Origin of the sequence: Mesorhizobium sp. M0208 (genome assembly GCF_040322015.1) — a bacterium.
Lineage (GTDB): Bacteria > Pseudomonadota > Alphaproteobacteria > Rhizobiales > Rhizobiaceae > Mesorhizobium.
Window position 1 is genome coordinate 104,495 of the sequence record NZ_JAMYSP010000013.1, and the last position, 20,737, is coordinate 125,231.

18 protein-coding genes, 1 tRNA gene and 1 pseudogene are annotated in these 20,737 nt (G+C 61.1%); 8 read left to right on the forward strand and 12 right to left on the reverse strand.

Going from position 1 to position 20,737, the window contains the following annotated elements; translation table 11 throughout:
• Positions 1–64 precede the first annotated feature (64 nt).
• From NKJ17_RS15545 to NKJ17_RS15555, 3 genes are all read right to left on the reverse strand, one after another.
• The gene (locus tag NKJ17_RS15545; RefSeq protein WP_352689353.1) at positions 65–1,198 is read right to left on the reverse strand and encodes a D-alanyl-D-alanine carboxypeptidase family protein; all 1,134 of its coding nucleotides are present in this window, start codon (positions 1,196–1,198) and stop codon (positions 65–67) included.
• 130 nt (positions 1,199–1,328) lie between these two features.
• Entirely contained in the window at positions 1,329–2,552 is a 1,224-nt protein-coding gene (locus tag NKJ17_RS15550; protein WP_352689315.1) for a septal ring lytic transglycosylase RlpA family protein, read from the reverse strand.
• A gap of 271 nt (positions 2,553–2,823) precedes the next feature.
• On the reverse strand, positions 2,824–3,522 hold the full coding sequence (locus NKJ17_RS15555) for a hypothetical protein (protein WP_352689316.1): 699 nt from the start codon (positions 3,520–3,522) through the stop codon (positions 2,824–2,826).
• A gap of 493 nt (positions 3,523–4,015) precedes the next feature.
• On the opposite strand from NKJ17_RS15555, the gene NKJ17_RS15560 reads away from it, so the two are divergent.
• The 4 genes and pseudogenes from NKJ17_RS15560 (at position 4,016) to rimO (ending at position 6,723) form a co-directional block, all read left to right on the forward strand.
• Positions 4,016–4,105, forward strand: a tRNA-Ser gene (locus tag NKJ17_RS15560).
• Between the two features lie 168 nt (positions 4,106–4,273).
• A pseudogene (locus tag NKJ17_RS15565) lies at positions 4,274–4,429 on the forward strand (DUF930 domain-containing protein); the annotation flags it as partial.
• A gap of 171 nt (positions 4,430–4,600) precedes the next feature.
• A complete protein-coding gene (locus NKJ17_RS15570; protein ID WP_352689318.1) occupies positions 4,601–5,260 on the forward strand; it encodes a TerC family protein in 660 nt (219 codons plus the stop codon).
• A 149-nt stretch (positions 5,261–5,409) separates the two neighbouring features.
• Positions 5,410–6,723: a 30S ribosomal protein S12 methylthiotransferase RimO gene (gene rimO / locus NKJ17_RS15575; protein WP_352508442.1), complete on the forward strand. Its 1,314-nt coding sequence runs from the start codon at positions 5,410–5,412 to the stop codon at positions 6,721–6,723.
• 61 nt (positions 6,724–6,784) lie between these two features.
• On the opposite strand, the gene NKJ17_RS15580 is transcribed toward rimO, so the two are convergent.
• The 8 genes from NKJ17_RS15580 to NKJ17_RS15615 all read right to left on the reverse strand — a co-directional run bounded on the left by NKJ17_RS15580 (position 6,785) and on the right by NKJ17_RS15615 (position 15,048).
• On the reverse strand, positions 6,785–7,852 hold the full coding sequence (locus tag NKJ17_RS15580) for a BMP family ABC transporter substrate-binding protein (RefSeq protein ID WP_352508441.1): 1,068 nt from the start codon (positions 7,850–7,852) through the stop codon (positions 6,785–6,787).
• Between the two features lie 47 nt (positions 7,853–7,899).
• A complete protein-coding gene (locus NKJ17_RS15585; protein WP_352508440.1) occupies positions 7,900–8,820 on the reverse strand; it encodes an ABC transporter permease in 921 nt (306 codons plus the stop codon).
• A complete protein-coding gene (locus tag NKJ17_RS15590; protein WP_352478850.1) occupies positions 8,820–9,932 on the reverse strand; it encodes an ABC transporter permease in 1,113 nt (370 codons plus the stop codon). Before NKJ17_RS15590 ends, NKJ17_RS15585 begins: the two co-directional genes overlap by 1 nt.
• Positions 9,929–11,521: an ABC transporter ATP-binding protein gene (locus tag NKJ17_RS15595; protein WP_502896087.1), complete on the reverse strand. Its 1,593-nt coding sequence runs from the start codon at positions 11,519–11,521 to the stop codon at positions 9,929–9,931. Before NKJ17_RS15595 ends, NKJ17_RS15590 begins: the two co-directional genes overlap by 4 nt.
• 152 nt (positions 11,522–11,673) lie before the next feature.
• Complete coding sequence (locus NKJ17_RS15600; protein ID WP_352508438.1) at positions 11,674–12,651, reverse strand: quinone oxidoreductase family protein; 978 nt, start codon at positions 12,649–12,651, stop codon at positions 11,674–11,676.
• A gap of 18 nt (positions 12,652–12,669) precedes the next feature.
• A complete protein-coding gene (pcsA, locus tag NKJ17_RS15605; RefSeq protein WP_502893794.1) occupies positions 12,670–13,446 on the reverse strand; it encodes a phosphatidylcholine synthase in 777 nt (258 codons plus the stop codon).
• A 35-nt stretch (positions 13,447–13,481) separates the two neighbouring features.
• Positions 13,482–14,096: a DUF1326 domain-containing protein gene (locus NKJ17_RS15610; protein ID WP_352508437.1), complete on the reverse strand. Its 615-nt coding sequence runs from the start codon at positions 14,094–14,096 to the stop codon at positions 13,482–13,484.
• Positions 14,097–14,109: 13 nt separating this feature from the next.
• The gene (locus tag NKJ17_RS15615; protein WP_352689320.1) at positions 14,110–15,048 is read right to left on the reverse strand and encodes a DUF2182 domain-containing protein; all 939 of its coding nucleotides are present in this window, start codon (positions 15,046–15,048) and stop codon (positions 14,110–14,112) included.
• Positions 15,049–15,109: 61 nt separating this feature from the next.
• Between NKJ17_RS15615 and NKJ17_RS15620 the strand changes: the two genes are divergently transcribed.
• Both NKJ17_RS15620 and hspQ read left to right on the forward strand, forming a co-directional pair.
• Positions 15,110–16,318, forward strand: a complete 1,209-nt coding sequence (locus NKJ17_RS15620) for a UbiH/UbiF family hydroxylase (RefSeq protein WP_352508435.1) — start codon at positions 15,110–15,112, stop codon at positions 16,316–16,318.
• Between the two features lie 220 nt (positions 16,319–16,538).
• Positions 16,539–16,862 carry a heat shock protein HspQ gene (gene hspQ, locus NKJ17_RS15625; RefSeq protein WP_023675043.1) on the forward strand — a complete coding sequence of 108 codons (324 nt, stop codon included), beginning with the start codon at positions 16,539–16,541 and terminating at the stop codon, positions 16,860–16,862.
• Positions 16,863–16,983: 121 nt separating this feature from the next.
• Here hspQ and NKJ17_RS15630 read toward each other — a convergent pair whose 3' ends face one another.
• Positions 16,984–17,613 (reverse strand): invasion associated locus B family protein, encoded by a 630-nt coding sequence (locus NKJ17_RS15630; RefSeq protein ID WP_352478856.1) that lies wholly within the window; start codon positions 17,611–17,613, stop codon positions 16,984–16,986.
• A gap of 231 nt (positions 17,614–17,844) precedes the next feature.
• On the opposite strand from NKJ17_RS15630, the gene NKJ17_RS15635 reads away from it, so the two are divergent.
• Both NKJ17_RS15635 and NKJ17_RS15640 read left to right on the forward strand, forming a co-directional pair.
• Positions 17,845–19,665, forward strand: coding sequence for an extracellular solute-binding protein (locus NKJ17_RS15635; protein WP_352689322.1), 1,821 nt, complete (start codon positions 17,845–17,847; stop codon positions 19,663–19,665).
• Positions 19,666–19,688: 23 nt separating this feature from the next.
• The gene (locus tag NKJ17_RS15640; protein ID WP_254817233.1) at positions 19,689–20,366 is read left to right on the forward strand and encodes a DsbA family oxidoreductase; all 678 of its coding nucleotides are present in this window, start codon (positions 19,689–19,691) and stop codon (positions 20,364–20,366) included.
• The last annotated feature ends 371 nt before the right edge of the window (positions 20,367–20,737 follow it).

Consider the following 20,737-nt stretch of genomic DNA (forward strand, 5'->3'; position numbering starts at 1 on the left):
AGCCTTTGTCCATACTTCGGGGACCGTATAGTCCCGGCGGGAAAAAAGGTCCACCGCGACGGTGCTAACGCAGCCAGCCGACGGCCAGTTCCTTGGCGGCGTCGAGCGCGCGCTGCGGCAGGGAACCGACACCGATCGACTCGGCGGCAAACAGCGGCGTCTCCTGGCTCAGAGTATCGCCGATCCAGACGCGCAGCGTACCGACCGGCTGCCCCTCCTCCACCGGCGCGGCAACCGGTCCGTCATAGACGATCCGGGCGGTGAGCTTGTCGCGGTTGGTGATCGGCAGGAAGATCTGCACCGGTCCTTTTGCCTTTAACGCGACTCCGGACTTGGCGCCGCCAAAGACCTGGGCTTCGCCAACCACTTCGTCCTTGGCGAATATTTCAGCCTTCTCGAAGGAGCGAACGCCCCAGTCGAGCAGCTTTCGCGCTTCCTCAGCACGCTCGCGGTCGTTTGCCAGGCCGCCCATCGCCGCGATCACCCTTGTGCCGTTGTGGCTGGCCGAGCCGACAATGCCGAACCCGGATTGCTCGCTGGCGCCGACCGCGAGCCCGTCGGCGCCTATATCCATGGCCAGCAGCGGATTGCGGTTTCTCTGGGAAATCTTGTTCCAGGTAAAATCCTTCTGGCCGTAATAGCGGTAGAGATCCGGGTAGTTGCGCCACATATGCAGCGCCAGAAGCGCGAGTTCGCGAACGCTCGTTTGCTGCCCATCTGCCGGCAGACCGGTGGAGTTGACGAAGGTCGATTTCTGCAAGCCGATCTGGCGGGCACGCTCGGTCATCTGCGCCGCGAAGTTTGCCTCGGACCCCGCGATTCCTTCAGCGATGACGATACAGCCGTCATTGGCCGCCTGCACGGTCACGCCCTGGATCAGGTCTTCAAGCCGGATCGTCGACTTGAGTTTCGCGAACATAGTCGATGTCCCCGAAGGAGCGCCGCCCTTGCGCCAGGCGTTTTCGCTCACCACGAAGGTGTCATCGAGCGTCATGCGCCCCGATTTGATGGCGTTGAAGACCACTTCCATCGTCATCAGCTTGGCCAACGAGGCCGGCGGGATCAACCTGTCGGCGTCCTTGGAAAACAGCACGGTTCCGGTTTCGGCATCGATCATGAAGGCCTGCGCGGCCTTGGTCTCGAAAAGCTGTGCTGAGGCCGGCGCAAGCGAGAGCAGCAGCAGCAGGCCGAGCGCCATAAGCCCAGTGAAAGGGTGAAAAAATTTCATCAGATTCGACCAGTGAGCCGGCGCTCTTGCACGTTGGCAGAAGCTATCAGGCTTTTGCCTGGCGGATCAATCGCGCACGAAAAACCAGGCAGCCCCGAGCTCAATTGCGTACAGCAAGCGCATCCGGCGCACCGTGCGACCACGCTGCCTGCAGCATCTCGTCCAGGCTGCCACGGCCGTCGGCATAGAGGTTGACCGAGTACCAGTCCTTTCCTTCAAGTTCCGAGCGCTGGATTTCGGTCTTGCCGAAGCTGGAAAGCTGGGTCGCCACCTGCTCGGCTTCGGCGGCATCCTCGAACGAACCCGCCGCGACATAGTCCGTGGGCGACTGGATTGGAGGAGCTTGCCGCTTCCACGATTGAAGAAGCTCGGCGGGCGACATGCCGGTGTCGTCCAGCTCGGCAAACGCGTTGGAGGCGCGCTGCACGCGCTCGTCGGCGTAAGACAGCGACGCCATGGTGAATGGAGATTGCGCCGGCAGGTTGATCTCCGGACGCTCCGGCACGATCGGGCCGAAATCGGGCAGTACAATGTCTCCCGAAGCAGACGCTTGCACCGCTATGACAGGCCCTGCATCGGATCCCTGCCCGGTATTCGTCAGCTGACCGGGGAACGGCACGGCTGCAGCGCTCACCGCCAGGCTTGGCGACGGCCCATTCATGGCGACCATGACACCGCTGGGCAGACCGTCCGACGGATCCGGCGCCCTGTTGCCTGGACGATACGAAGCCATAAGATACTGCCCGTCATTGCCTTCGAGCGGCGCACGGCCGACATATTCGACCTTCACCTCGGCCGTACCGATATTGGCATAATCGAGCATTTCAGCAGCGCGCTTCGACACATCGATGATGCGTCCATCATGATAGGGTCCGCGATCGTTGACGCGCACGATCACCGAGCTGCCGGTCTTCATGTTGGTGACCCGCGCATAGCTCGGGAGCGGCATAGTCGGATGCGCCGCCGTCAGATCTGCCATGTCGTAGACTTCGCCATTGGCGGTCAACCGGCCGTGGAACGCCTCACCATACCAGGACGCTAGGCCAACCTTGGCGTAACGTTTGTCTTCCTTCGGATAATACCACTTGCCGCGCACCTGATAGGGCTTGCCGAGCTGGTCGCGCCCCCGAGACGTCTTGAACATCACGCGCGGGCTGGCTTTCACGCCATATTCGGCTTCGGAAAAATATTCCTTGGAGCGAGGTTTCTTGTTGACCATCGCCTTTTGCTGCGGCGCGGCACATGCCGCAAGAAACGCTGCCGACAAGGCCAACAGCGCGAAAGCGAAAGCGCGACGAAGACGCGGGCGCGCCGTGGTCTGCATATTTTGATTGCCCCTATAGCATCGACGAAGGCACCGCAGCATAAACGTCAGCGATGCCAAAGCACCCACTCCAGAAACGCCGGCAACGCCCTACCCCAATGCTTTTTGTGCGCAGGAATTGTTTATCACCGTATTAACCGATTGTGGTCGGAACCGGGCGAGATTGTGGCGCGGACCGTCTCGCCGGTCGGGATGAAGCCATCGCTTAGATCAGCAAAACGCCGTTCGTGGCGGGCTTTGAACCTCGCCTGGCGTGTCTGCGAGCGCAGACTCAGGGACCGAAGATCACGAGCTCGGTGAACGTCAGATCTCCAGGTGTGGGTGGTCTGGGACCCTTGAAGTATTTCAGCCCCTTGTTGGGGCGGTACCATCCCACCAAACCTGGAATCGGCTCCTTGGCGTCGACAAAGCAAACCAGGATTCCGCTTCGCAAGAGAAAGCGCCCCATGGCACCGGCGCAGCGGCTCAAATCCGCGAGCGAGCGGCAATAGATGACCTGATGGCAGCGGATAAGACCGTGCAAAATCCGGCGCGGCATCAACACCAGGGGGAACGCTGCTCCGTCGCAGATGCAGATCAACGACAGGCACCCCAGCGCGGCGTGTTCCGAGAGTATGTATCTCTCACTCTCGGGAAGCATCGCCAGTTCCGGAAGATCGGGACGCACTTCGACCACGCGACATGGCCGCGGCGCCGAACTTAAAGCCGGCAAGAAGGTAAATTGTCCGCTGGAGAAGAGCCGAAAGCCGAGCGCCCGGTTGGCTTTCAATGTCGCTTGCGCCGGCGAAATGTTCGTGTAGGTCACGTCCTTCCGCTTGAGAACCGCCGCAACCAACATGGCGCCATAGGAACGGAATTCTGCGTCGACTGACCAGCTCGAAAGATTGCAGCGGATTTCCTCGCTCTCCGACCCCTGGTAGCGCGCATAAAGGGTGAGCACAACGCCGACGATCCGATCGGCATGCTCCAAAGCAAAGCCATATTGTGGGAACTCGGCAACCGCAGGCCGCTTTGACAAACGCGTCAGAGCCCGGATCCAGTAACTTCGGTTACGCGCCGGAAAGCCCCTGCACAGACAATCGACCACTCCCTCCCAGTCGGTTTCACGAATTGGTCTGCAGCGAAGACCGGGCGGGAGAGCGCCAAGTACGGCCAAAATTCAACTCCAGAAGACGATTTTACTTACATGTGCCTAATGCGCCCAACATATCAGCGCGCAACGATTAATAGTCCGTGCGGGTTTTAAAAACGATTTTCCACACTCAGCACAAACAGCTCGCCATGACGCTGCTCACCGTCCTGGATCGCGCCGAAAGGTGCGGCCGCCACGGTTGACTTGGCGTTGAATGCGGCTTTACAGGAATGGAGCGCGAACCGATCGGGGACCGTCCTGGTGCCAATCCGGTACCGACAGCTCGAACCCGCTCCTCTCGCGATATCCTAAGTGATTGAAAAATCACCCTGGAGGGATGGCCGAGCGGTTTAAGGCACCGGTCTTGAAAACCGGCGTGGGTGCAAGCCCACCGTGGGTTCGAATCCCACTCCCTCCGCCAGTGACGCTCTTTATCCCGAAAGCAATCTCCCGGGCTTGCATCGAGATGACCGGGACGCGAGCGAGCCCCCGATCGGATTGATTTTTGCGCCGAAATATGGTGCTTCTCCCGCCCATGAATAGGTTATTTTTTGCGCTCCTCGCATGGATGGCGCTGCCTTGGCCGGCCAGCACGGGTGCTGCGTTTCGCAGCAAACGACAATGGTACCGGTTGAAATTCAAATGCGAGACAGCGCCGGACCATATGGAAGTCCTGCAGCTCCGCTACCGGATCGGTGATAAAATTCCGGAAAGCGACTGGCCCAAATACAATCTCTATAACTAGGCATTCGCGACCTGTGGCCGCATTTTGCCGGTGTTTCGGGCCGATCGTCGCAAACTCTGTATATTGCCGACCTTGTTCCAACCAGTCCCTTGACGCGCGGGAACCATACACGTTAGGCCCTCCAGGCATTCGACGCGAACGGTCGGCCAACCAGCAAGGGACTTCCAGTCGATGGAAATTTTCACTGCCGCGGGCTTCTCTGCCCTGCTCCAGGTCATCGCCATCGACCTCGTGCTTGCAGGCGATAACGCCATCGTCATCGGCCTGGCCGCAGCGGGCTTGCCGGTCGAGCAGCGCAAGAGAGCGATTCTCATCGGCGTGGTGGCGGCAACGGTGCTGCGCATCGGTTTTGCCGCGATCACCGTCACCCTGCTGCAGATTGTCGGCCTGCTGCTGGCCGGCGGCATCTTGCTGCTGTGGGTGTGCTGGAAGATGTATCGCGAGCTGCGCACGTCGCATGCCGACGAGATGGAGGCGACCGAAGCGCTGTCCAATTCCGATATCAACAGCGATGACATGGTGGCCGGCAAGGCGCGCAAGAAGACCTTGGGTCAGGCGGCATTGCAGATCGTCATCGCCGACGTTTCGATGTCGCTCGACAACGTACTGGCGGTCGCCGGCGCGGCGCGCGATCACTTCCAGGTGCTGGTGATCGGCCTCGTCCTGTCGATCGCGCTGATGGGCCTTGCCGCGAGCTTCATCGCCAAGCTGCTGCACCGCCATCGCTGGATCGCCTATATCGGCCTTTTGATCATCTTCTATGTCGCACTCGATATGATCTATCGAGGCGCGGTGGAAGTCTTCCCGCATGTCAGCAGTGCGGTGAGCTGACGCATCGACTCGAATTCGCATCGGCCGCGACTTCGATTTCGGCGAGCCTTCGGCGATGCCGGCGGTTGCGTTTCGCCGCAGCCGCTGCCCATACCAATGCGGCAACAACTGTGGTACTGCGCCGCCAATCCTGAATCCGGAAAAGCTTGATGTCCGCCCCTCGCGTCAGTTTCGTCAGCCTTGGATGCCCGAAAGCCCTTGTGGATTCCGAGCGCATCATCACGCGCTTGCGGGCTGAAGGCTACGAGATCGCCCGCAAGCACGACGGTGCCGACCTTGTCGTCGTCAACACCTGTGGCTTTCTCGATTCGGCCCGCGACGAATCGCTCAGCGCTATCGGCTCGGCACTTTCGGAGAACGGCAGGGTTATCGTCACCGGCTGCCTCGGCGCCGAGCCGGACGTCATTCGTGAAAGACACCCCAACGTCCTCGCCATCACTGGTCCACAAGCCTATGAAAGCGTTATGGCGGCAGTGCATGAGGCAGCACCGCCGAGCCACGATCCCTACGTCGACCTTTTGCCGCCGCAAGGGGTCAAGCTCACGCCGCGCCACTATGCGTATCTCAAGATTTCGGAAGGCTGCAACAACCGCTGCACCTTCTGCATCATCCCGGCGCTGCGTGGCGACCTCGTATCGCGGCCGGCCGCCGACGTGTTGCGCGAAGCCGAGAAGCTGGCCAAGGCCGGGGTCAAGGAGATCCTCGTCATCTCGCAGGATACCAGCGCCTACGGCATCGATATCAAATACCAGACCAGCATGTTCGGCGACCGCGAAGTGCGGGCGAAGTTCCTCGATCTATCGGAAGAACTGGGCAAGCTCGGTGTCTGGGTGCGCATGCACTATGTCTATCCCTACCCGCATGTCGCAGACGTCATCCCCCTGATGGCCGAAGGTAAGATTCTTCCCTATCTCGACATTCCGTTCCAGCATGCCTCGCCGCAGGTGCTGAAGAACATGCGCCGGCCCGCTCATGGCGAAAAGACGCTCGAGCGCATTCGCAGCTGGCGCGACGTCTGCCCGGACCTTGCCATCCGCTCCACCTTCATCGTCGGGTTCCCCGGCGAGACGGACGACGATTTCGAGATGCTGCTCGACTGGCTGGACGAGGCGAAGATCGACCGCGCCGGCTGTTTCAAATACGAGCCGGTCAGAGGCGCCCGCTCCAACGAGCTCGGCCTCGAGCAGGTGCCGCAGGAGATCAAGGAAGCCCGCTGGCACCGCTTCATGCAGCGCCAGCAGAAGATTTCGGCAACGCAGCTCACCAGGAAAATTGGCAAGCGACTGCCGGTCCTGATCGACGAGGCGCATGGCAATTCGGCCAAGGGCCGGACCAAATACGACGCGCCCGAAATCGACGGCTCGGTCCATATCCAGTCGCGGCGGCCACTGCGCGCCGGCGACATCGTCACGGTCAAGATCGATCGCGCCGACGCTTACGACCTCTACGGCTCGGCCGTCTGATTCAGTCCGAAATGAAAGGGCGCCTCGCGGCGCGCTTTCGTTACGATGTGCTTCCGGTTGCTTATTGCGGCAGCTTGTCGTCGACGCCCTTCACGTAGAAATTCATGCCGAGCAACGTGGCGTCGTCGGCGACCTCGCCCTCCTTCAGCCAAGGTGTGCCGTCCTGCTTGGCGATCGGCCCGGTAAAGGGGTTCCAGCCGTCGGCGATCTTCTTGGTGGTGGCTTCGGCCATCGCCTTGACGTCGTCGGGCATGTTGGTGAACGGCGCCAGCTTGACGGCGCCGTCCTTGATGCCGAGCCATACATTGTCGGGCTTCCAGGTGCCGTCGAGTGCCGCCTGGACCCGGCTGATGTAGTACGGGCCCCATTCGTCGGTCAGTGCGGTCAGCTGCGCGTGCGGTGCGAACTTGATCATATCGGAGGACTGGCCGAAGCCGTGCAGCTTGCGCTCCTCCGCCACCTGCAACGCAGCGGTCGAGTCGGTGTGCTGGACGATGATGTCGGCGCCTTGGTCGAACAATGCCTTGGCGGCGTCGGCTTCTTTGCCCGGATCGAACCAGGAGTTCACCCAGACGATTTTGGCTTTGAAGTTCGGATTGATCGACTGTGCGCCTAGCATGAAGGAATTAATACCCATCACCACTTCCGGGATCGGGAAAGAAACGATGTAGCCGGCGACCCCCGACTTCGATTGCTTGGCGGCGATCTGACCAAGTACGTAACGGCCTTCATAGAAACGCGCATTGTAGATGCCGAGATTTTTGGCGGTCTTGTAGCCAGTGGCGTGCTCGAACATCACCTTGGGGAATTTTTTGGCGATCTTCACTTCCGGGTCCATGAAGCCGAAGGATGTGCCGAAAATGATCTTGCATCCCTCGCGCGCCAGGCGCTCGAAGGCGCGGTCGGCATCGGGGCCTTCGGAGACGTTTTCGAGATAGGCGGTCTCGACCTTGTCGCCGAGTGCCTTTTCCACCTCGAGGCGGCCCTGGTCGTGCTGGTAGGAGTAGCCGAAATCGCCGATCGGGCCGGTATAGACCCAGCATGCCTTCAGCTTGTCCGCCGCCTCAGCTGAGGCCGCCAGCGACAATGCGGCCGTCGTCGCCAGCAGGGCAATAAGCAGTTTTTTCATTTTGTTACCTCTCTGAGTTAAGCCTTGGAGCTTCCGTCTTTTTGTTGTCAACGATCCGGAACGAATGGCTGGCCCAAGGAGGCCGGCGTGTTCATCATCGTCAAACGCTTGTTGCGTGAGATTAGAACGAGAACCACGACGGTTGCCAGATAGGGCAGCGAAGAAAGCAGTTGCGAGGGGACCGGAATGCCGAATGCCTGTGCATGAAGCTGGCCGATCCAGACCGCGCCGAAAATATAGGCGCCGGCCAGCACCCGCCACGGCCGCCAGGAAGCGAAGACGACCAGAGCCAGCGCGATCCAGCCGCGGCCGGCGGTCATGTTCTCCACCCATTGCGGCGTGTAGACCAGCGATAGGTGGCCGCCGGCTAGGCCGGCACAAGCGCCGCCGAAAATCACTGAGAGATAACGATAGCGGATGACATGGATACCAAGCGCATGGGCCGATGCGTGGCTGTCGCCGATCGAGCGCAGCGTGAGCCCGGTGCGGGTTCTGAACAGGAACCACATCACGGCAGCGGTCAGCGCGATCGAGATGTAGAAGATTGGATCCTGGCCGAACAGCAGCCTGCCGACGACCGGGATTGCGGTCAGGCCGGGAATGTCGAGGTTTGGCAGCCTCTCGCCAGGCTGGCCGACAAAATTCGTCCCCATCATGCCGGAAAGCCCGAGGCCGAGCAGTGTCAGCGACAGGCCGGTTGCCACCTGGTTGGTGGCCAGCGACAGCGTCATGACGGCGAACAGAAGCGAGAACACTGCCCCCATGGTGATTGCCGCCAACAGCCCTATCCAAGGCGAGCCGGTGAGATAGCCGGCGCCGAAACCGCCGACGGCACCCATGATCATCATTCCTTCGACGCCGAGATTGAGCACACCCGAACGTTCGACCACCAGTTCGCCGATCGCCGCGATCAGCAGCGGCGTCGCCGCCGTCGCGATCGTCAAGAGGATGTTGACGGTGACGTCCATCAGCGGGCTCCCTCCAGCTTCGGCGCTGCCTCGAGCTTCGGCGCGGAAAAGCCGATCAGGCGAATGCGGTAATGGATGAGCGTGTCGCAGCCGAGCACGAAGAACAAAAGCATGCCCTGGAACACGCGCGCCACCTTGTCGGAGATGCCGAGCGCGCTTTGCACTGCCTCGCCGCCCAGATAAGTCAGCGCCAGCACAAGGCCTGCGGCGACGATGCCGAGCGGATTGAGCCGGCCGAGGAATGCCACGATGATAGCGGTAAATCCGTAGCCGGGCGAAATCACCGGCTGCAATTGTCCGATGGCTCCCGAGACCTCCGAAATCCCGGCAAGTCCGGCCAGTGCGCCCGACAGCAGGAAGGCAAAGAAGACCATACGGTTAAGGCCAAACCCGGCGAAGCGCCCTGCCCTCGGGCTTGAGCCGAGCACGCGGACCTCGAAGCCTTTCAGCATACGGCTCATCAGGATCCAGATCAGTATCGCCGCGACCAACGCGAAGACAAATCCCCAGTTTGCCCGGCCGGATTCCGGGAGGAGTTCCGGCAGTATGGCCGAGTCGTTGAACTGGATGGTTTGCGGGAAACCGTGGCCCTGCGGATCGCGCCACGGCCCGCGTACGAGCCAATCCAGGAAGAGCTGGGCGACATAGACCAGCATCAGGCTGGTCAGGATCTCGTTGGTGTTGAAGCGCGTCTTCAGCAGTGCCGGGATTGCAGCATAGGCAGCCCCACCGACCATGCCGAAAAGAAGCATCAGCGGCAGCACCAATGGGCCTTCGAACTGCGGAAACAGCACAGGGAAGATCGAGCCGACAATGCCGCCCAGGATGAACTGACCTTCGGCGCCGATGTTCCAGATGTTGGCCTTGTAGCAGACCGACAGTCCGACCGCGATCAGGATCAGGGGGGCGGCCTTGATCGCCAGCTCATGCAACTGCCACACCTGGCTGATCGGTTCGATGAAGTAGATGCGGAACGCAGTCAACGGGTTGACGCCGAGCAGCGCGAACATGATGGCACCGGCTATGATCGTCAAAACGAAAGCGATGAAAGGCGAGAGTGCCGAAAACAGCATCGAGCGCTGCGGGCGTTTTACAAGTTCGAGGCGCATCAAGCCGTCTCCAGCGTATGTTCGGCATGACCGGGTTCGGCGCCGCCCATCAGCAGCCCGATTTTCTCGAATGTCGCTTCAGCTATCGGCAGCGGCTTCGACAGTTCGCCATTGTGCATGACCGTGATCGCATCGGAAATCTCGAACAGCTCGTCGAGGTCCTGGCTGATCACCAGCACCGCCGAGCCGCTGCGCGCCAGTTCGATCAGCGCCTGGCGGATGTGGGCCGCCGCACCCGCATCGACCCCCCAGGTCGGCTGATTGACCACCAAGACGCTTGGCCGGCGGTCGAGTTCGCGGCCGACGATGAATTTCTGCAGATTGCCGCCCGAAAGGGCCGCAGCCTCTGGGTCCGGCGCGCTCTTGCGCACGTCCATTGCCTTTATGATGCGTTGAGCAGCGGTATAGATCGCATCGCTCTTGACCATTCCACCGGCGCCGACAAACATCTTGCCGTCGGTGGCGTGGCGCGACAGAAGCAGGTTTTCCGAAAGCTTCATGCGCGGTGCTGCGCCGTGGCCGAGCCGCTCTTCCGGAACGAAGGCAGCGCCCATCAGGCGCCTGCCGGTGATGGCGAGGCCGCCGGCATCCTTGCCGCGGATGCGGACCGAGCCGGTATCCTCCTGCAGCACCTCGCCGGAAACGGATTCGAAGAATTCACCCTGGCCGTTGCCGGCCACACCGGCAATGCCGATCACCTCGCCGGCCCGGACTTCAAGATTGATGTTCCTGAGCGGGATCGAGAACGGGGTCGCCGGCTTGCGGGTGAGTTCGCGGATTTGAAGCAGCACCGGCGCGGTCTCGATACCCTCGGCCGGCGCCCGCACCACGGCCTGGACCTCGTTGCCGACCATCATCCGCGCCAACGAAGACGCGGTTTCCTGGCGCGGATTGCAATGGCCGACCACCTTGCCGTGACGCAGCACGGTGGCGCGGTCGCAGATGCGTTTGACTTCTTCCAGCCGGTGCGAAATGTAGAGGATGGACTTTCCTTCCGAACGCAACCGTTCGAGCGTTTCGAACAGCTTATCGGCTTCCTGCGGCGTCAGCACCGAAGTCGGCTCGTCGAGGATGATGAGTTGCGGCGTCTGCAGCAGGCAGCGGATGATTTCGATCCGCTGACGCTCGCCGACCGACAGATCACCGACCAGCGATAGCGGGTCGAGAGGCAGGCCGTAACTGTAGGAGAGCGCCCTCGCCTTGGCCGCGATCGTGCTGATCGGCGAGCCGTCATCCAGCGACAGCGCGATGTTCTCCGCCGCCGTCAGCGCTTCGAACAGGGAAAAATGCTGGAAAACCATGCCGATGCCGAGCTTTTTTGCGGTGCCTGGGCTGGTGATCCTGACCGCCTGGCCATTCCAGAAAATCTCGCCAGAATTCGGTTCCAGCGATCCAAAAAGCATTTTCACCAGCGTCGACTTGCCGGCGCCGTTCTCGCCAAGCAACGCATGGATCTCGCCCTTGGCGATGTTGAGATCGACATGGTCGCAGGCTGTCAGCGTGCCGAATATCTTTGTGAGGCCGCGAACCTCAAGCAGGTTTGCGCCGTCCTGATCTGCACTCACGGTGCCTCCATCTGGTTTGCCAGACATGTTCTGTGTTCCCGCAAGCATCGTATGCGCGCCCTGCTCTCTACGGTAAGCGCCTCACGACTTGAAAGAGCTTCAAGAATTTCAGCGGAAACTCAAGCGGTAAAGAGCAGTTCGCAAGAACGGCGGCGTCGGCGGGCCGAAACTGCGGGCGCTCAAGGGATAAGTATCGTTGTCCCGGTGGTCCTGCGCCCTTCGAGATCGGAATGCGCCTTGCCGGCCTCGCTGAGCGCGTAACGCTGGTTGATCTTGATCTTGACGGCGCCGCTGAGCACCACGTCGAACAATGCGGCGGCGGAAGCCTCGAGGTCTTCGCGCCTGGCATTGTAGACGAACAGCGTCGGCCGCGTTGCGAACAGCGAGCCCTTCTGCGCCAGCAACGAGATGCTGAAGGGCGGGATCGGCCCAGACGATTGACCGAAGCTGACGAACGTGCCGAGCGGCCGCAGGCAATCGAGCGAGGCTGGAAACGTGTCGTTGCCGACCGAATCATAGACGACGTCGCATTTCTTGCCACTGGTGATAGCCGCGACGCCGGCAACGAAATCCTGTTCGCGATAGTTGATCACGTGGTCGAAGCCATGCGCCTTCGCGAGTTCGATCTTGTCGGTCGAGCTCGCGGTGCCGATCACCGTCGCGCCGAGATGCTTGGCCCATTGACCGAGGATCAGCCCGACACCGCCGGCCGCCGCATGAAACAGGATCGTGTCGCCGGCTTTCACCTTGAATGTACGGCGCAACAGATATTGGGCCGTCATGCCCTTTAGCATCATCGCCGCGGCCTGTTCGTCGCTGATGCCGTCCGGCACCTTCACCACTCGGTCGGCAGCGATCACGCGCTGCTCGGCATAGGCGCCGGTGGTCACGGCATAGGCGACGCGATCGCCGGGTTTGAGCCAGTCGACATCCGAGCCGACCTTCAAGACCACGCCGGCCGCCTCGCCGCCGGGGATCAGCGGAAATCCGCCCTGCGGCGGATAGAGGCCCGAGCGATAATAGACGTCGATGAAATTGAGACCGATCGCGCTGTGCTTGACCAGGATCTGTCCCGAGCCTGGCTGCCCGGGATCGGCGTCCTCATAGGTCAGGACCTCCGGACCGCCATGGGCATGGATGCGGATCGTTTTGGACATTTTCAGGCTCTCTTGGGATCAGGCTTTCTTGTCCGGCTTGGCGCCGAGATTTGGAAAGAACTGCATGATAGCGCCGATGCAGGCGAGGTAAAGCCCGGTGACCGTAATCCCGATCTTGATGAAATCGCTGACCTGCTCGCCCAGCACGCCGATCTGGTCGTAGAAGGAGGCAAGTGCCGCCTGCGCCAGCGCCAGCGCGCCGAAAGCGCACCAAAGCAGCGTCATGCCGAGATTGATTGGCCGCAGCCGCTTCACCCGCACCGGATGGATGAAATTGATCGGCACGAAGGTGAGAATGCCGGCCACCACGACCACGGCGAAGGAAACCCATTGTCCTGGTTCGATGACGAACAGCGTGAACACCACCATGTTCCAGACGACCGGAAAGCCTTTGAAGAAATTCTCCTTCGTCTTCATGCCGGTATCGGCATAGTAGATCGCGCTCGACACCACGATTATCGCCGCAGACAGGAACGACAGGCGCTCGCCCATGAAGCCGCGCTGATAGAGCGCGAAGGCCGGAATCAACACGTAGGTCACGTAGTCGATGATGTTGTCGAGCAGTTCGCCCGACCATGTCGGCAGGATTTCCTTGACGTCGAGCTTCCTGGCGATCGGCCCGTCGATGCCGTCGACGAAAAGCGCCAGGCCCAGCCACCAGAACATCGCCGTCCAGCGCTGCTCGCTTGCCGCCACCAGCGACAGAAACGCCAGGAATGAGCCCGACGCGGTCAAGAGATGGACCGAGAACGCCCGCGCCTGAGGCCATGTGACTTTCTTCTTCGGCCGCGGAATCCGGTCGGCGATTTTCCTGGCCGTCGTCTTCTTGCTCACGGGCCCCGCCAATCCAGCTTGCAGATTTCGGCCGAGCGGCCAGCAAAGTTCCAGTTGCGGCCAAAGGCCCGCATCTTGCTCTTGTCGGATTTGGCGACGATGATTTCCGGCGCAATCCAGTATTCCGAATTGCTGATGACCGTATCCTTGTCGCGATCCTTGCCGGTGATCGGCGTCACCGCACCATCGATAATCTTCGGTATCTGGAAGATGCGTGTTTTCTCACGCGTCTCGTAGGTGATCGGCACCTGCTCGACGCCGAGGAACTGTCCGACCAGGATGGAGAGCAGCGATGTGGTTCCACCGGCCTTGCCGGTGAATATCTTCGTCAGTCCCTTCACAGCGTAAACCGAGGCGCGCTTGTCGATGAAAAGGCCGGCCGTCCAGTTGCCGCGGCTCATATAGCCGGAGATTTCCATAATCAACCCAAGATTGAGACCGGACAGGTCGACCTCGCCGAAATGGCCGGCATCGATGCGGAACCCCGCCCAGGTTTGGCAATAGCCTTCCGTAGGCGGATGGTTGCCGAGCGACAGAACGCAAGGGCAAAAAACCGTGCAATTGCAGGAGAGGACGAGTTCTCCCTTCATTGCCCAGTTTTGGTCTGTCATCGAATTGTCCCCCTCATGTCGAGACTACTAGTAGCGCTGCTGCCCAGACAAGCAGTATCGCACCGGCCAGCCGCGTCGGCAGATTGCCTGCCGTCTGTTTTTCGACCAGGCTGAACAAGCCGATCAGCGCCATCCAGAACACGTTCATCACACCGACGGCAAACATTACCAGCATTAGAGCCCAGCAGCATCCAAGGCACCACAGGCCCTGCTTCATGCCGAGCCGCAAAATACGAATGGGCCTGGCGCTCCAGTTGGCGAACAGGACCGAGAACGGATTTCTGCACTTGTCCAGACAGACTCCCTTCAGCCAGCTGAACTGATAGAGACCAGCGATCGACAGCGCGGCTGCCCCGGCAATTCCAACCAGCGGATCGAGCATCTGCCCGGATGAGGCGAATGCATGGATTGCGAGCGTCAGGGCAGCGAACATTGCCGAGGCGACAAGCCAGACGCTCAAATATCCAGCGACCAGGATCAGCGGATGGACGGCCGGCTCCCTCTTGATCCGGGCGGTATCCGCGATCTCGCAATAGGTGCGGATCATCGGCGCCGCGGAGGGCAGCATGGTCGCGATGGCCATCAACAGCCACATCGCGGTGAGTGCCCCGCCTTGCGCGCCTAGGCTTGCGCGAAGCGGCGCCGGCGCAAGGCAGAGGGCGAAGAAACGCGCAAGGAAATCCGGCAACGGCAGTAGCTGCAGGTATTCCAGCACGGCGTCGCCGGGTACGTCGGCGCCCGGGAGCCGGCTCACCGCCCCCCGAACTGCCATTGCGCCGAGAAAGAGCCAGGCAAGGGCAACGCCCATGCCGGCAACAACGCTCACGGTCAGTCGAGGGCTGCGCGCAACGCTCGCCATCGCGCGGCCGGTACCGTCGAGGTGGCTGAAATCGTCTTGTTGGCCGGTCATGGCAACCGAATGGGCCGAATCGCCGCGTTGATCAAGCGGCATCACCTGACCTATATGGACCAGCAGGTCGGACAGGCCTCACCTCGCAATCCGGAAGCCGAATTTGAACCACCGGGAAACAGCACGGATACTGGTCGCCGGCAGCGGCCCTGCGGGGCTGATCGCGGCGCTTGGCTTTGCCGAGGCGGGCTTTCCCGTGACGCTCGTCGGACCCGACGCTGCCGGCCCCGACGGCCGGACGACAGCCTTGATGAACCCTGCCCTAAAGATGTTCGAACGGCTAGGGATCTTCGACGGAATCAGGCCGCACGCAGCGCCGCTCAAGGTGATGCGTATCGTTGACGCAACCAACCGGCTGATCCGCAGCCCGACAGTGACCTTTCGCGCCAGCGAGATCAACGAAGAGCAATTCGGGCTGAACTTGCCCAACAGCGTTCTCAACCGCACGCTAGCCGAGGCTGTCGCGCATTCGGGCATCGAATGGCGAAAGTCGATGGTGGAGGCATGGCGCCTCGATGCCGACCATGCACATGCCGTTCTCGCCGACGGTAGCGAGATCGAGGCATCGTTGGCAGTTGCCGCCGATGGCCGTCAATCGCCGGCCCGCGAGGCAGCCGGCATCCGGACCTCGGTCCGATCCTTTCCGCAGGCGGCGCTGGTGCTCAATTTCGGTCACCGCAGCGACCATGCATTCACCTCGACCGAATTCCACACCGAGACCGGTCCGTTCACACAGGTTCCCCTGCCCGGCAACCGGTCCAGCCTTGTCTGGGTGCTCGAACCCGAAATCGCCAAGGATCTTGCAGCACTCGACGAGGCGGAGCTTTCGACGCGGGTCGAACAGCGGATGCAATCGATGCTGGGCCGCGTGTCGGTTGAGCCCGGCCGGCAGGTCTACCCACTTTCAGCGGTGAGCCCGTGGCGGTTTGCGCATCGCCGCGTGGCACTTGTCGGTGAAGCCGCCCACGTGTTTCCCCCAATCGGCGCGCAAGGGCTTAATCTCGGCATCCGGGACATTGACGACCTGATTGGTACCGCAAGCAGAAACCGCTCGGACCCGGGCGCCGCCCAGGCGCTTGCAGCCTATGATTTCAAGCGGCGGCCGGACATTCTGGCGCGCAGCAGCGCGGTCAACCTACTGAACATGTCGTTGCTTTCCGACATGCTGCCGGCCCAGCTGATGCGCAGCGCTGGTCTTGGCGCGCTTGAGGGGTTTGCGCCGTTGCGGGCGTTTTTCATGCGCGAGGGTCTTCGACCCGGCAGCGGTTTTGCGGCGTTTTTTGGCGGATTGCGAAAAGCGGCCGCGCGATAGCGATCGTGGCGCCGCCCTTGATCCGCATCTTGTGATGCTCAAACCGGCATCAGTTGATCGGGATTGAATTGACGCGGCGTCTGCGCCAAATAATGACGATGTCGACCGTAAGGTCTGGGCCGATCTTTGCCTGACCGGTGCGTAAGAATCTAAAGTCCTGGAGCGTTTCCTTGCGTGTTCCAGGATGCGTGGCGTTCAAGAAGTTCAAGTGGTGAGTGCGATGAAGACAGCCAAATTCTCGATCGGACAGGTGGTTCGCCACCGGCTGTTTCCGTTCCGCGGCGTCATTTTCGACGTCGATCCGCAATTCGCCAATACCGACGAATGGTACGAGGCGATCCCCGCTGACGTGCGGCCGCGCAAGGACCAGCCCTTTTATCATCTGCTCGCCGAGAATTCGGAGACGGAATACATCGCCTATGTGTCCGAGCAGAATTTACTCGAGGACCGGTCGGGCGAACCGGTCCGGCATCCGCAGATTGGTGAAATGTTCGACAAGAAGCCCGACGGGCGCTACGAGCCGAAGCACCAATTGAGACATTGACTTAGTCGGGATCTGGCTGGGCTCGGACAGGCTTGAGACAAGTCTGGACCCGATAATCAGCCGATTCAATAAAAAAGCGGGGCATGAACCCCGCTTTTTGTTTTGTTCGAAAACCCGTCGATCAGTTGGCGGCCTTCGCCTTTTCCTGTTCTTCCTTGAGCTTCTTGGCAAAATCCTGATTGTTCTTGGCGACGAACTCCTGGAGCTTCTTCTGTCGGTCCTCGATGTCCGACTGCTGCAGCGGCGGGCCGTCGAAGGCGCCGCTGAAGCCGGTCAGCGCGATCTTGATCGGGTTCGGCTGGTTCTGGAAATTGACCGAGGTCAGCGTCAGGTTCGAACCTTTCTTGAAGGACGCGACGAGCTGATCGGTCAGCGGCACTTCCGCCACGCAGCGATCCGGGAAACAGATCACGTACTCGAGCTTCTGCGCCTTGCCGGCGTCGATCTGGAGGCCGATGCCGGGAGGAACCAAACGGCCGGTCGGAACCGTCACCTGGAACACCTTGCGGTTCACCTTGCCCTTCAATTCGATCAGGCTGACGCCGGTGATGAGCTGACCATTGCCGGCGGTGGTGATGTTCTGGACATTGCAAATGTCGACATCTTCCTGCTTGGTGCAGGCCTTGAACCAGCCTTGCGGAATCTGCTGTTGCTGCTGCGCGACAGCAGCGGGAATCCCGGCGCCCAGAATGCCGACCACGCCAGCGGCCATGACCGACAGGCGGTACGCGTTGCTGTTCAGGCTCGTCATGTCGTGCATTCCTCTCAAATGATCCCGGGACCGGCTTTTTTCATGCCGTGTGGTCCAGCTACCTGTTGCCGAAATGAGGCAACAGAATGACTTCGGACGGCGTGTTACACTGCAAGCGACGCCGAATCCAGCCCGGGCCACGCGAATCTTGGCCGAGGGACTGGGTTGAGGGATTGGCCGGTGCACGACCGGCTCATGTATGCTGCGCATCGAATCGGGAAGGAGACGGTCATGGGCCGCGTTGTCGTTTGGCTGATCGCCACAATCTTGTTTGTCGGCCTTTCCCTGCAGCCGGCCCTGTCGGAACCGAAGCACGCGCTTGCCATGCAGGGCGAGCCGGCGCTGCCGGCCGACTATGATCATTTCAACTACGTCAATCCCGACGCGCCGAAAGGCGGCAGCATTACCTATTGTGTCATCGGCAGCTTCGACAATCTCAATCCGTTCATCCTGAGAAGTCTGCGCACCACCGCGCGCGGCATGATGGATCAAGCTTTTGGCAATCTTGTCTTCGAGCCGTTGATGCAGCGCAACTACGACGAGGCCTTCAGTCTCTACGGCCTGCTCGCCGATACCGCCGACATGGATCCCGAGCGCAAGAGCATCGAATTCCACCTCGATCCCAGGGCCAAATGGTCGGACGGCGAGCCGGTGACGCCGGAAGACGTGTTGTTCACCTATGATGTCTTCACCGAGAAGGGTCGGCCACCTTACAGCCAGCGAATGAAAGCGATCGCCAAGCTCGAAAAGACCGGCGACCGCAGTGTGCGCTTCACCTTCAACGAAAAGGCGGACCGCGAATTTCCCCTAATCATTGCGCTGACGCCGATCATCCCGAAACACGCGTTCAACAAGGACACTTTCGACAGGACGACGCTGAAGCCGGTGATCGGCAGCGGGCCTTACACGGTGGCGCAAGTCGTGCCCGGCCAGCGCATCGTGTTCAAGCGCAATCCGGACTATTGGGGCAAGGACGTGCCGTCCAAGCGCGGCTTCGACAATTACGACCAGATCACCATCGAGTATTTCCTCAACGCCAACGCCAAGCAGGAAGCGTTCAAGAAAGGCATCTGCGCCATCGACGACGACAGCGACCCGGTCAAACGCGAGCGCGATCTCGACTTTCCGGCCTTCCACAGGGGCGAGGTCATCGCCGAAACTTTCGATACCGGCATTCCGCCGGTGTTCAACGGTTTCCTGTTCAACACGCGGCTGCCGAAATTTTCCAATCCGATCGTACGGCGCGCGCTCGGCATGCTCTACGACTTCGAATGGGCCAACAAGAATCTGTTCGGCGGCAAATACACGCGCACGATGAGTTTTTGGCAGAATTCCGAGCTGTCCGCGCTCGGCCACCCGGCCAGCGAAAAGGAAAAGGCCCTGCTGGCCCCCTACCCCGGCCGCGTGCCCGCAGATGTCATGGACGGCACCTACAGGCCGCCCGTTACCGATGGCTCCGGCCAGGACCGCAAGGTGCTGAAGGCGGCATTCGAGCTGCTGAAGAGCGCGGGCTATACGGTGCAGGACGGCGCGATGCTCGATCCCCAGGGAAAGCCGTTCGGTTTCGAGATCCTGACCGCCTCGCAGGACGAAGAGCGACTTGCCGCTATCTATCAGCGCACGCTTGAGAAGCTCGGCATCGATGTCAGCATTCGCAGCCTCGACGGCGATCAGATCCAGTCGCGCAAGCAGCGTTTCGATTTCGAGGTGCTGGTCGGCTCGACCGGTTTCAACAACTCGCTGTCGCCCGGTATCGAGCAAGCCGGGCGCTGGGGATCCGCTGCCGCCAAGGCCGAAGGCTCGTTCAACCTAGCGGGTGTCGCCGACCCAGCAGTGGACGCGGCGATCGAGGCGATGTTGAGAGCTCGCTCGAAGGAGGACTATGTCGCTGCTGTCCGGGTCCTCGACCGGCTGCTGATCTCAGGCAATTACATGGTGCCGACCCAGCACAACAACCAGCAATGGCTCGCTTATTGGAACTATCTGGAACATCCGCAAAAGACGCCCATATACGGTTATCAGTTGCCGACCTGGTGGCGCAAACCGAAGTGACCTCTTCAGAACAGGAGATCAAGATGAACGACGAGAACTCGATTACCGTCGATGTGGTCTCCGACGTCGTGTGCCCCTGGTGCTTTATCGGCCAGAAACGGCTCGACAAGGCGATTGCCGCCGTCGACATCGACGTTCACATACGTTGGCGGCCCTTCCAGCTCGACCCGACGATTCCGCCCGAAGGCAAGAACCGCCGCGACTACATGGTAGCGAAATTCGGCAGCGAGCAACGCATCCGCGAGATCCATGCCCGGATCGAGCCGTTGGGCGAGGCTGAGGGGATTTCCTTTGCCTTCGACGCCATCAAGGTCGCGCCCAATACGCTGGATGCGCACCGGCTCATTCGCTGGGCCGGGACGGCCGGCGAGGCCGTTCAGAACCGGCTGGTGCGCCGGCTGTTCCAGCTGAATTTCGAAGAAGGCGCCAATCTCGGCGATCATGCCGTGCTGATCGAAGCCGCCCGCGAGGCCGGCATGGATGCCTCCGTCGTCGAAACGCTTCTGTCGACGGACGCCGATGTAGAGGCGGTGCGCACCGAAATCGCCACTGCTTCGCGCATGGGCATATCGGGCGTGCCGTGCTTTCTGCTTGAAGGCAAATATGCGGTGATGGGCGCCCAGGACGCCGATACGCTTGCCGATGCGCTGCGCCAGGTGGCTGCGGCCAAGGCACGCGGCGAACTGGAGACGGCGAACTGAGCCGGACTATTTTCGACTATTTCACCGTCACCTTGGCCTTGCTGACGAAAAGGCCATGGCCATGCTTGCCGGTTCAGGTCAATCCCTTGGTGGAGGACTGGCAGGAAAACAGCCCCTTGCTCCAGCTGTTGCCGTAGGCCTTGCTCGCCCGGGTTCGTGATCTGTGTCGGAATCGATGTCGGTCCGCATCCTGGACGTAGGGGCAACGTCGTTGCTTGGCTGATTACGGGCTCTCCCGACAAGGCGGCTTCACCCACGAATCATACAGGTCGCGTTCTGGCCGCCAACGAGGTCGGACCTGGCCGTAAGGGCGCGCTGAAGATCGGTTCAGGCTGTGAAGATCGACCGCTGGACGGCGCTTCTACGTTCAC